General features: G+C 41.4%; 12 protein-coding genes and 1 tRNA gene. 1 reads left to right on the forward strand and 12 read right to left on the reverse strand.

Features of this window, described 5'->3' with window-relative positions; translation table 11 throughout:
- Window positions 1-7: 7 nt before the first annotated feature.
- The 8 genes from I579_RS00450 to rpoN form a co-directional block, all read right to left on the reverse strand.
- A complete protein-coding gene (locus I579_RS00450) occupies window positions 8-583 on the reverse strand; it encodes a tyrosine-type recombinase/integrase (protein WP_016249767.1) in 576 nt (191 codons plus the stop codon).
- Between the two features lie 269 nt (window positions 584-852).
- Window positions 853-1788 (reverse strand): tyrosine-type recombinase/integrase, encoded by a 936-nt coding sequence (locus I579_RS00455; RefSeq protein ID WP_010753174.1) that lies wholly within the window; start codon window positions 1786-1788, stop codon window positions 853-855.
- 139 nt (window positions 1789-1927) lie between these two features.
- Window positions 1928-3232: a phosphopyruvate hydratase gene (eno, locus tag I579_RS00460; RefSeq protein WP_010753173.1), complete on the reverse strand. Its 1305-nt coding sequence runs from the start codon at window positions 3230-3232 to the stop codon at window positions 1928-1930.
- A gap of 115 nt (window positions 3233-3347) precedes the next feature.
- Window positions 3348-4103 (reverse strand): triose-phosphate isomerase, encoded by a 756-nt coding sequence (gene tpiA / locus I579_RS00465; RefSeq protein WP_010753172.1) that lies wholly within the window; start codon window positions 4101-4103, stop codon window positions 3348-3350.
- Between the two features lie 67 nt (window positions 4104-4170).
- Window positions 4171-5361, reverse strand: coding sequence for a phosphoglycerate kinase (locus I579_RS00470; protein WP_010753171.1), 1191 nt, complete (start codon window positions 5359-5361; stop codon window positions 4171-4173).
- Between the two features lie 103 nt (window positions 5362-5464).
- The gene (gap, locus tag I579_RS00475; protein ID WP_010753170.1) at window positions 5465-6466 is read right to left on the reverse strand and encodes a type I glyceraldehyde-3-phosphate dehydrogenase; all 1002 of its coding nucleotides are present in this window, start codon (window positions 6464-6466) and stop codon (window positions 5465-5467) included.
- A gap of 40 nt (window positions 6467-6506) precedes the next feature.
- Window positions 6507-7544 (reverse strand): sugar-binding transcriptional regulator, encoded by a 1038-nt coding sequence (locus I579_RS00480; RefSeq protein ID WP_010753169.1) that lies wholly within the window; start codon window positions 7542-7544, stop codon window positions 6507-6509.
- 233 nt (window positions 7545-7777) lie between these two features.
- Window positions 7778-9094, reverse strand: a complete 1317-nt coding sequence (gene rpoN / locus I579_RS00490) for an RNA polymerase factor sigma-54 (protein WP_010753168.1) — start codon at window positions 9092-9094, stop codon at window positions 7778-7780.
- 58 nt (window positions 9095-9152) lie between these two features.
- Here rpoN and I579_RS00495 point away from each other — a divergent pair.
- Window positions 9153-9224: transfer RNA gene (locus tag I579_RS00495), tRNA-Arg, on the forward strand.
- A gap of 180 nt (window positions 9225-9404) precedes the next feature.
- Here the strand turns inward: I579_RS00495 and I579_RS00500 are convergent.
- From I579_RS00500 to I579_RS00515, 4 genes are all read right to left on the reverse strand, one after another.
- Entirely contained in the window at window positions 9405-10517 is a 1113-nt protein-coding gene (locus tag I579_RS00500) for a VanZ family protein (RefSeq protein WP_010753167.1), read from the reverse strand.
- A gap of 126 nt (window positions 10518-10643) precedes the next feature.
- Window positions 10644-10946 (reverse strand): hypothetical protein, encoded by a 303-nt coding sequence (locus I579_RS00505; RefSeq protein ID WP_155854770.1) that lies wholly within the window; start codon window positions 10944-10946, stop codon window positions 10644-10646.
- Window positions 10947-11060: 114 nt separating this feature from the next.
- Window positions 11061-11672 carry a DNA-directed RNA polymerase subunit delta gene (gene rpoE / locus I579_RS00510; protein WP_010753165.1) on the reverse strand — a complete coding sequence of 204 codons (612 nt, stop codon included), beginning with the start codon at window positions 11670-11672 and terminating at the stop codon, window positions 11061-11063.
- Window positions 11673-11748: 76 nt separating this feature from the next.
- Complete coding sequence (locus I579_RS00515) at window positions 11749-12183, reverse strand: YwiB family protein (RefSeq protein WP_010753164.1); 435 nt, start codon at window positions 12181-12183, stop codon at window positions 11749-11751.
- Window positions 12184-12349: the final 166 nt, after the last annotated feature.

Here is a 12349-nt window from a genome sequence, read left to right on the forward strand (position 1 = left end):
CTTTTACTTACTTAAACGGGTCAAAATCTTCAAGTTTAGCTTTTATATCTTCTTCTTCAATTCCTGCGTATCGCAAAGTTACTGCTTGGCTACTATGATTTAAAATCTTCATCAGGGTAACAATATCACCCTTATTCTGTTTTAGAAAGAAATAAGAGAATGTTTTTCTAAGTGTATGTGTGCCAATATAATCTAACCCTAGATTATCTGCAACTTTCTGTAGGATTTTATAATACTGATGACTGGCTAACTGTCTACTACTATCTGTTGGACTTGGAAATAGCCACTCAGATTCCGCACTATGTTCTGTATTTAAATAATCAATAATGTTTGATGTTAATGATTTCAGATGAAGAGTTCTTTTTTTACCAGTCTTTATTTCAACAATTTCTGTCTGTATCTTATTTTTCACATCAGATACCTTTAAGTTCAGAATATCTGAAATCCGTAACCCTGTCTTTATTCCAATTGCCATAATCAAAAAATCTCTTTTTCCGTGTTTGCCCTTTTGTAATTCTTCTCCAAATTGAATTAGCGTTTCTTTATTTTTTATCGGTTTGACATTAATCTTTTTTTGTCCCATAAATTACCTCCCAAATATGCACTATTTATGGATACTTATAGTGCATTTCAATATAAAAGTATCCATTTCCTTATAAATCAAAAATAAAACATTGATAGAATAGGATTCATGATGGATACTAATTATAAAAGTATCCCTGCTAGGGTCCTTTATAGCATCATAAACAGGAGGTTGCAAATTTGTAGAACACACAATCACAAGTGATTAAATATATGAAAATCAAAAGGAGAACACTATTTAAGCATGTTCTCCTGAATTTGACTACTAATTTAAAGTATACTACCCAAAGGACTTGTCTTTACCGCTTTATCTACTAATTGTTCATCCGTGATACTACTGATATAAATTTTCGTTGTATCTAGTTTGGAATGCCCCAACATCTTACTTATTGTAAAAATATCTTGACCCATCTGCAAATTTTTTACCGTCCAATAATGCCTTAGCGTATGGGGACTGCATCTAACAGTTGCCCTAACGCCTGCCCTCTTACCTGTTTCTTTCAATATCAATTCAATATTAGTCACCGTTTTAATTTTTCTTCCTGTTTTCCCTAAAATTAGCTGTTCATCTAATTTCCTTGTTTTGCCATGATAATTTCTAAGTGTATAAAAATGTTTATCTCGAATTCTTCTATATCGAGTAATAAAATAATTCAATTCAGATGAAATTGGAACTACTCGCCATTTATTGCCCTTTCCTAATATTCGGATATAGTTTTCAGCTAAATCTGTATCCTTTAAATTTAATAGTTCAGATACACGGATACCTGTGTCTGCTAAAAGAGCAATAATACACTTATTTCTTGCTCCTAAATAGGTATCAAATTTCCACACATTTAGCATATCCTTTACTTCTTTATCATTGAATGTAGTTAATAACGGCTTTGTTTCCTTTAATAACCTTATCGTTTCCAGAGGACTAACTTTGACTACTTTCTCAGCTACTAAATAGTTCCAGAAAGCTTTGTGAGTTTTTAAAATTGCATTTATATAACTACTTTTTAATTGGCAATCCAATAAAAAACTGATGAACAACTTATAATGAATTTTTGAAACATCTTCAATTAAAATCGGTGAACTAATTTCTTTTCTGTAATAGTCTATAAATTTTCGATGATGTTGTTCATAAGACTCAATCGTTCTTTTTGAATAATTTTCCAATTTCAATTCTAACAAGTATTCCTTTACTAATCGTTCATAGTGCATAAAAAAATGCCCCTCTCATGTCATTAGTTGACATAAGAAAGGCACTTAGCAATAATACTAGAACATAAAAGTAGAAACACTTTTTATACTAATTTTATCATGTCTGAAAAATTGGTATAGTTACTTTTTTATTCGCAGATTATTTGTTTTTTAAGTTGTAGAATGCTTGCAAGCCTTTGTATTCAGCAACGTCACCCAATTGGTCTTCGATACGTAACAATTGGTTGTATTTTGCGATACGGTCAGTACGAGACAATGAACCAGTCTTGATTTGGCCAGCATTAGTTGCAACAGCGATGTCAGAGATTGTAGAATCTTCTGTTTCACCAGAACGGTGAGAAACAACGGCAGTGTAGCCAGCTTCTTTCGCCATTTCGATAGCGTTAAATGTTTCAGTTAATGTACCGATTTGGTTAACTTTGATAAGGATTGAGTTACCAACGCCCATTTCGATACCTTTAGCCAATTTTTCAGTGTTTGTAACGAACAAATCGTCACCAACTAATTGAACTTTGTCGCCAAGAGCTTCGGTAAGTTTCTTCCAACCATCCCAGTCGTTTTCGTCCATACCATCTTCAATCGTGATGATGAATGGATATTTTTCAACTAGTTCTTGCAAGTAAGCAACTTGTTCGTCGGAGTTACGTTTTGCAGCGCCTTCGCCTTCGAATTTAGTATAGTCGTAAATACCATCTTCGTAGAATTCAGAAGCAGCACAGTCAAAGCCAAGACGTACATCTTCGCCAATCTTGTAGCCAGCTTTTTCAACTGCAGCTACGATTGTTTCAACAGCATCTTCCGTTCCTTCAAAACGAGGAGCGAAACCACCTTCGTCACCGACAGAAGTTTCTAGTCCACGAGCAGACAAGATTGATTTCAATGCATGGAATACTTCAGCACCCATACGCAAGCCTTCTTTGAATGTTGGCGCACCAACAGGCAAGATCATGAATTCTTGGAAAGCGATTGGAGCATCGGAGTGAGAACCACCGTTGATGATGTTCATCATTGGAGTTGGCAATACTTTTGTATTGAATCCGCCAAGGTAGTGGTACAAAGGAACTTCCAAGTAGTCAGCAGCAGCACGAGCAACTGCGATAGAAACGCCTAAGATTGCGTTTGCGCCTAATTTGCCTTTGTTAGGAGTGCCGTCCAAAGCAATCATTGCTTTGTCGATTGCCATTTGGTCACGAACATCGTAGCCGATGATAGCTTCAGCGATGATGTTGTTAACATTGTCAACAGCTTTCAAAACGCCTTTGCCGCCGTAACGAGCTTTGTCGCCGTCACGCAATTCAACCGCTTCGTATTCACCAGTAGATGCTCCAGAAGGAACCATCCCACGGCCAAAAGCACCTGATTCTGTGTAAACTTCTACTTCGATTGTTGGGTTACCACGGGAATCTAGGACTTCGCGTGCATAAACATCAGTAATAATTGACATGTTTGTCTCTCTCCTTTGAGTTGTTTTTCTAAAGGCACTTGGCCCTATGAACAATTTTATTGAATTTACCGCCTTTTCGCAAATCAAAAGGCGTAATTCTCATAAGACTTTCAGATTATTTAACAGCTGAAAGCAATGCTAAGAATGAGTCTGGTTGCAAGCTTGCGCCGCCTACCAAAGCACCATCCACGTTTTCTTTTGCCATGTATTCGGCAATGTTTTCTGGTTTCACAGAACCGCCGTATTGGATCCGAACTTTTTCTGCTACTTCGTTACCGTATAATTTTTCAACTGTTTTACGGACAACGCCACAGATTTCGTCTGCGATGTTAGCGTCAGCTGATTTACCAGTACCGATTGCCCAGATAGGTTCGTAAGCAATAACCATGCTAGAAACTTGTTCAGCAGACAAGTCTTTCAAGTCTGCAGTGATTTGGCCTTCGATCCATTCTGCTGTTTTACCAGCTTCATAGGTTTCCAAGGTTTCACCACAGCACAAGATTGGTGTCATGCCGTTTGCGAAGATTGCTTTCGCTTTTTTGTTGATTTCTTCGTCTGTTTCATGGAAGTATTCCCGGCGTTCAGAGTGGCCGATGATTACGTATTCGATGCCCATGTCAGCCAAAGCTGCTGGAGAAGTTTCCCCAGTGTAGGCACCTTCGTTTTCCCAGAAGCAGTTTTGAGCTGCTAATTGCAGTTCAGAATCTTTCCGTTTGCAGTTCATTGGTGCTAAGAACAATGCAGGAGAACCGATAACGGAGTCTACTACATCTTTTGAAGGAATTGCATCCTTCACTGCCAAAGTAAATTCTTTTGCTTCAGCCAAAGTTTTGTTCATCTTCCAGTTACCTGCGATGATTGGTTTGCGCATGTTATTCGCTCCTCTTTTTAAAAACTGATTGGTTCAGCCCCAAAAATGAGGCCGAACGAATTAGCGATTATTTGTCGTTGATTGCAGCTAGTCCTGGTAAGGTTTTACCTTCTAACAATTCCAATGAAGCACCGCCACCAGTAGAGATGTGAGTGAATTTGTCAGCAAAGCCTAATTGTTCAGCTGCTGCTGCAGAGTCCCCACCACCGATAATGGTTGTTGCGCCTTCAAGGTTCGCGATTGCTTCACAAACACCGATTGTACCGTTAGCAAAATTAGACATTTCGAACACACCCATAGGTCCGTTCCAAACGACAGTTTTCGCACCAGCCAATGTTTCAGCAAACAAAGCAACAGATGCAGGGCCGATGTCTAGAGCCATTACATCGCCTTCGATTTCGCCTTCGATAGTTTCAGTTGGTACATCGTTGGAGAATTCAGCCGCACAAACGTTGTCGATTGGCAAGACTAATTTATCCCCAGCTTCTGCGATTAATTCTTTTGCTAAGTCAATCTTGTCAGTTTCAACTAATGATTTACCGATTTTCATGCCTTTTGCAGCATAGAAAGTGTAAGTCATCCCGCCACCGATCATGATTTTGTCAGCTTTTGGAATCAAGTTTTTGATAACGCCGATCTTGTCAGATACTTTGGCGCCACCTAGAATTGCGATCATTGGACGTTTAGGATCTTCCACTGCTTCGCCGATGAATTTGATTTCTTTTTCCATCAAGAAGCCCGCAACAGTTGGGATACCAGTTGAAGCAATCCCTACGTTAGAAGCGTGTGCCCGGTGAGCAGTCCCGAATGCATCGTTTACGAAGACATCCCCAAGAGAAGCCCAGTATTTGCCCAATTCAGGATCGTTTTTGCTTTCTTTTTTGCCGTCAACGTCTTCGAAACGAGTGTTTTCGAATACTAATACGTCGCCGTCTTTCATGTTCGCAATGGCTGCTTCTAATTCAGCACCCCGCGTTTCAGGAACGAAAGTAACTTCTTTCCCTAGTAATTCTCCCAAACGTTTTGCTACAGGAGCCAAAGATTTACCAGCTTTGTCTTCTTCGGTTTTTACCCGGCCTAAGTGAGAGAACAAGATTGCTTTACCGTCGTGATCGATTACGTATTGAATCGTAGGTAAAGCCGCTTTGATCCGAGTGTCGTCGCCAATCACGCCATCTTTCAAAGGCACGTTAAAGTCAACGCGGACCAAGACTTTTTTATCTTTTAAATCGATATCTTCAATGGTTTTCTTTGCCATGTTCTTACCTCCATGTATTGAGTTTTCATAGAAAAAAGCGGGGAAGCGATGCGCTTCCCCGCTTCCAGTCAAACTATTGAATGTCGCTTTTTAAGAGTTAATCTTAAAGTTTTGCGAAGTATTCAAGAGTACGGATCAATTGTGCAGTGTAAGACATTTCGTTGTCGTACCAAGCAACAGTTTTAACCAATTGTTTGTCGCCAACTGTCATAACTTTTGTTTGAGTTTCGTCAAACAATGAACCGTAAGTCATGCCTACGATATCAGAAGAAACGATTGGGTCAACGTTGTAGCCGTAAGATTCGTTAGATGCAGCTTTCATAGCAGCATTTACTTCGTCAGCAGTTACTTGTTTGTCCAATACAGTAACCAATTCAGTTAATGAACCAGTTGGTACAGGAACACGTTGAGCAGCTCCGTCAAGTTTGCCGTTCAATTCAGGGATAACTTGGCCGATTGCTTTAGCAGCACCAGTTGTGTTAGGCACGATGTTGATCGCAGCAGCACGGGCACGACGCATGTCACCTTTAGGATGTGGAGCATCCAAAGTGTTTTGGTCACCAGTGTAAGCGTGGATTGTAGTCATCAAGCCTTCAACGATACCGAATTGGTCGTTCAAAACTTTAGCCATTGGAGCTAGACAGTTAGTAGTACAAGAAGCACCAGAGATAACTGTTTCTTTACCAGTTAAGATTTCATGGTTAACGTTGTAAACGATTGTTGGAACGTCAGCGCTACCTGGAGCTGAGATAACCACGCGTTTAGCGCCGGCTTTCAAGTGCAATTCAGCTTTTTCTTTAGTAGTGAAGAAACCAGTACATTCCAAAACGATATCTACGCCTAGTTCGCCCCATGGTAATTCTTCAGGGTTGCGGTTAGCCAAAACTTTTACTTCTTTACCATTTACTGTGAAAGAACCTTCGTTAACTTCTACAGTACCGTTGAAACGACCTTGAGTAGAATCATATTTCAACAAGTCAGCCAACATTTTTGCGTCTGTCAAGTCGTTGATTGCAACTACTTCGATTCCATCCACATCTTGGATACGACGGAATGCTAAACGTCCGATACGTCCAAAACCATTAATACCTACTTTAACTGTCATTTGAGATTTCCTCCTTATGAAAATCAAAAATATTTTTATTTTAAAGGGTTGCCCCTTTTAAAATCTCATTTGCTGCAGCTTCATCTGTAATGAGCCACGTTTGTTTTGGTGCGTTCTTCATATAGGCTTTGATTGCTTTGGCTTTACTCTTGCCTCCTGCAACCGCCAAAATCACTGGAACATCTTGTAACTCGTTTAATTCAATTCCGATTTTTGGCACCTTATAAATCACTTCACCATTTTCATTGAAAAAGTACCCGAATGATTCCGCCACGGCATTTTTTTGCTTAAGCATCAAGATTTCTTCCTCCGACATCTTGCGCCGTGCTGCCATGTGCAGTGCCCGCCCGATACTGTGAATTACACAGTTGGCGTGACTGATCAGGTTTAAGACCTCCAAAATCGAAGGCTCTTGCAACAGAGAGCGATAGGTTGCCGGGCTTAACTGCTCCGGTACATACAACGCTCGATAGTCGCCATTAGCTCGCATGGCCATTACGGAACTTACCGAATTGGCTTGCAAGTTGACTGCTTCCCCGATACCACCTCGGGCTGGGACAAACAGATTATGACGCTTTTCGCTTTCCAAATTGGTCAAGCGCTCTGCTACGATAGCCATGGTAGTTCCACCCATTGCAGCAATAATATTATTGCCCTCAGGTAACAAAAAATCCAAAGCCTCATTGAGATAATCACCGAATTCTTCGATGATCTTTCGCTGACGATCGCTATCTCCCGTGGAAATCACACAACGGGCAATACCAAAATGGTCGGCCAACCGCTTTTCTAAACGATGCATTCCAAACAATTGATCCATCATTTTACCTAAGCCATTGTAAGCAGCTTCCCCTTTTTCAGTAAGGGTCATCCCACTTTTACTGACTTCGATCAATTGCAGTTTTTTTAACTGGTCTGTTTCCGATCGTAAAATCCGTTCGGTCATCTCCATACTCTCTGCCAAATTCCGCCGGCCGATGGGTTGCATCCAGTAGATGTTTTGCAAAATTTTAAAGCGTTCTTGCAAAACGGCGAGGATATCGGGGGCGACCGCTTCAATCAATTTTAATTCATCAAGCATGTGCCACTCCTCCGTGGGACCTTAATAGTCCAACATAGACCTAAATCGACCCATTCACCACAAAAAAAATTAACTTGCGGGAAGAAATCAACGACCTCACATGGGTAATCATACCATCTCTGGCATATGGTTGCAACCGATAGGCCTTCTTTTTTTGCTTTTCCGGCGGGACAAATTCATTGGATAACATAAAAAAATACGGCAGTTTCCCGCCGTATTTTTTGTAAGGCACTTTAATCAAAACGTTTCCTTTTAGATGAGCTTGGGATCTTCAAGGCTTCTCGGTATTTTGCCACCGTGCGCCGGGAAATCTCAAATGATTTGGCTTTCAATAATTCCACCAATTTCTGATCGGAATAAGGCTTTTGTTTGTTTTCACCGGCTACAATTTCCGCCAAAGCTTGTTTAATGGTGTCGGCAGAGATATCATCCCCGGCACTTTGAGGGCCAACCTTTTGACTAAAGAAGCTCTTCAACTCAAAGACACCCATAGGAGTTTCCATGTATTTGCCATTCACCGCCCGACTAACGGTAGACTCGTGAATCTCCAACTCTTCTGCAATGTCTTTCAAAATCAAGGGTTTTAAAGGCCGGTGTTCGTCAAAGAAAAAGTCCCGTTGGTGTTGCAAGATGGCCTCGGCTACTCGAAGAATCGTGTCCCCTCTTTGCTGCATCGTCTTTTGCAACCATTGGAAGTCCTGTTTCTTCCCTTCTAAATACTTTAAGACTTCCGGGTCTTTGCTTTGGGTCATCTGATCGAAGTAGTTTTGTTGGAACTTGATTTCCGGCATTCCCCGACGATTGGAGCTGACTTGCAAGTGATCCCCGCTGATTTTTACTTGGACATCGGGAATAATGTACAAACCATCCGTGGTCCCAAAACTAGCCCCCGGTGTTGGGGTCAAGGTTTGAATGTAATCAAAGACTGCTTGAATCTCCGTGACAGGGACATTTAGCTTCTTGGCGATTTCCGGCCATTTGCGACCAGCCAACTGATCGAAGTGTTCTTCCAATACTAAGTAGGCAATCGCCGGCGCACTGTCATCTCGTTCCGTTTGCAACATTAAGCATTCTTGCAAATTCCGCGCGCCGACTCCCGCTGGATCCAATTGCTGAATCAAAGTTAACGCATCGAGCATTTGAATTTGATTGGCCCCGGTTTTTTCACAGGCTTCTTCTAACGTAATCGTCAAAAAACCATTTAAATCGATGGATTCCACCAAAAATAAAACCAGAGTCCGCAAGTAAGTATCCCGGTAATTAATGTGGATTTGATCGATCAAATGTTCGAACAAAGAAATCCGCGTATCGGGAATTTGATTTAAATAATTGATTTCTTCCCCATTACTGGTCTTCGGTTTCGAATAATTTAAGGTATAGTTCGCGTCGGTAACTTCAATCAAAGGATTTTCTAAAGCTTCATTCTCGACGAAGTTCACCAATTCTTCCATAGAATATTGCAAAACTTGGATTGATTGCTGTAATTTCTGCGTCAAAACCAGTTTTTGGGTCTGTTTTTGTGCTTGTGAAAAATTTTGTTGAAATTTCATAAAATTTCCTCTTGTCTTTTTTCCAATTATTAGGTACACTATTAAATGTTCCGATTGAGCGCTCTTAGTGTAGTGGATATCACGTAAGATTCCGGTTCTTGAGACAGGGGTTCGATTCCCTTAGAGCGCGTTGTTGACATCTCGTTTTACGAGGTGTCTTTTTTTGTGCCTCAGTGACTTTTCAAAGAAATCTCTCGGACACAAATAGCCTACCAACCTTTTTATCGTAGCATAATTTAGGGCAATTTTCACCCTAAGATTGGCTGGTAGGCCTACTACTGGATTCTTTAAAAATGAAAATCGATTTGTATCAGTAGCCGATTTCCTTTGAACCACTCAAGCGTTCGTAAAACATCCGCCGCTGTCCAAACAACAGCAGAAGTCCATTGATGAGTACCAATCCGAGAAAGACCCCACAGCCCCCTAGGACCATCAGATAAAATTCCACGTGCTTGCCTTCCTCATTTTGCATCTGCCGCAAAACAGCCGGCAATAAAAAGTCCCACACTCCAAATGTGACACCAAACAATAAGAACTGGCGCCATAGCAAAGCAAGAAAGCCTAAGCGCTCTCCCTTACGATTCACCAGACGAATCTTCACCAAGTGTTTGCCAATGGTCCCCCCGTGCCAAATAAAGGGCACCAATACAAAGTAGAGGAAAACACCGATTAAGTAGATGCCATAGTGCTCCCGGCTAAGGTCAGGGGCAAAGTACGCCACCGCTTGAAAAGCCAGAGAAAACAGCGTAAGATCCACCAATAAAGCAATCAAACGCCGCCAAAAACCGGCCTTATCCCGCTCACTACCGGCAGCGGTATTCAGCTCGTCTATAGACGGCAACAATCGCGCAAACACCGGCTCCAAGGCATAGCCCAATACCCCACCCGTAGTATTTAAAATCAAATCGTCCACATCAAACAAACGATAGGAACGAGGATAAATGAAATACAAACCGGTTAATTGAGTTAATTCAAAAAATAAGGACAGAGCAAAGCTGGCCAGAATCACTTTTTTTAGTGACACTTTCCAAATATAGCGCAAGTAAAAACCAAACGGCAAGGTCAGCATTAAATTGAAAAAAGGTTGCAAAAAGACGCCTTGCTTCAAAGCTGGCAAATACGTGCCGAATTCCCACGGTCGCCAGACAGTTCCCGAAAGAAAGTCCCGCAATGCGGTAAAAGGCACTAGGTTGTATCGAATAGTCGTAAGCTTGGCCACCTGATCTGGATCCGGCAAAGGCAAAATCACTAAGAAATAGGCACACAATAAATAAAAGCTAAAACTAAATAAAATCACTACTTTTCGTTTGGAAATCGAGCCGAATTTTCGGTATTGCCAAACCCCATAAGGAACCACCGCCAACGCAGCCAAAAAAGGAAACAGCAATAGCGCCGTTAAAATTGGTGTCGTATACGCACTCATTTTTTCATCCCCTCCATTACTTATCCACTGGCTGCTTTTAGAAGTAGCACAGCAAAACTCATTCTAGCGAGAATCCCCTAAGAAGGCAACTCAGCCACCCTACTGCCACTGTCACACTATTACAGATTAGCCTTTTTTATCCGGCTGATTGATGACGACTACCGTACTTAAGCAGGCCAGGGCTGCTGTTACATACATCACCGGAGTGGACAAAAGGCCCATTTGAAACAAAACCAACACAAAAGTGACAAACAGACAAGCCCCGCCCACGACTTTTCCTAGACGTGTTTGTGCTTGTAGGTTTTCCGGATCACCTTTCCTATTGCCCGCAATCATTCGTAACCACTTTCCCCGCATAAATTGAACACTCATCACGACCAAGGCAAGAATCACTCCGACGAACAATCCCAGTTCAGCCACTTTCTCCACCTCATTTTCTTTCAAGTGTTTTGAATTCCCTTTCATTTTACACCTTACAAAAAGAATCGACAAAAAAACCTAGAACCACGGCACACGCCACAGGTTCTAGGTTTTAAAGCAAGCTTACTCTTCTTCTTCGTCGTCGAAGCTATCGTCATCATCGTCAATGATAGACAAGTCTTCTTCAATGCCACCAGGAACTTCTACTTCATCGTCCGTTGGTTCGTCGGCGCCGATTTCTTGCAAATCAGAATTGTATTCTGCAATTTCTTCATCGTCATCGTCGTCATCATCGTCATCGTAGAGTTCTTTATCATCCTCGGCATCAGCCAAGTCAGTGTCTTCAGGATCGTCATCGTTGTAGTCGATGGCATCTTCGTCATCATTGATAAATGCATTGACCCGTTTGCGCTTGCGCTTTCTAGGAGTCGCTTCTTCTTCATCCTCGTCTAGACCGTGGTTCAACTCTTCATCGATGGAATCGATGGCATACCAAGAACGTAGGCCCCAGCGGTTTTCCCCCAAGGAGATGAAACTGCCGTCGATGTTCAAATCAGTATAAAACTGGGACAATGAATCCCGAATTTCGCTGTCAGATTTTCCTAAGTACGTTTGAATCTGATTTACTAGATCGGAAAAATCCATCACATCCGCTTTTTGCTCTAAGATCGCGTGAGCCACTTCGATCATGGATAGCTCGTTTTTATTCAAGCCTTCAAATACTTTAATTTCCAAATTAGGACACGTCCTTTCACAGTCTACCCCTTATCATACAAAAACGGACCAAAAAAAGCAATTTTATTTCGCAAAATTATGCGGTGAAATCCAGATTGATTTGATAATTGCCAATTTGTTCGTCTGCCATGTACAAGTCGTATTCGATCACGATTTTCCCGGAAGCCGGGCGATCTTTCAAGCTCACCCGCAAATTTTTCGTATAAGTAGAAAAAAGCATGGTGCCATACGGAGTGTTGTAGGATGTGTTGACCATTTCCCGGTAAATAAACTTCAAGCGCATGCGCATATCCCCAGAGCGAGTCAATTGCACTGCTCCGTCTGGCATGATTTTAATGGTCACGGGAATTTTCTGTCCGTCTTCTTGCACCTCTTGGTAGCGAATATACAGTGTATCGCCGATGGTCACTAGCTGACCGGCTAATTCAAAATAAAAATCTTCCGTGGTTTGTTGTTGCGTAACTTTGGTAGCCAGTTTAATCGACACTGGCAAACCATTTTTTAGTTCCATTCCCCGGACTCCTTTCCTTTGTGGCACCCTTTGACAAGAGATTGCCCCGACATTTTTCTTTATTGTTCAATGATTTTCAGATTTTGTCAAACAATCTCTTTTCCATAGAGGTTAATAAGTTATTTATTTCACCATTTCGTATATAATAAAGGTGCCTCATAAGTAA

The sequence above is a fragment of the Enterococcus asini ATCC 700915 genome, assembly GCF_000407365.1.
GTDB classification, from domain to species: domain Bacteria; phylum Bacillota; class Bacilli; order Lactobacillales; family Enterococcaceae; genus Enterococcus_C; species Enterococcus_C asini.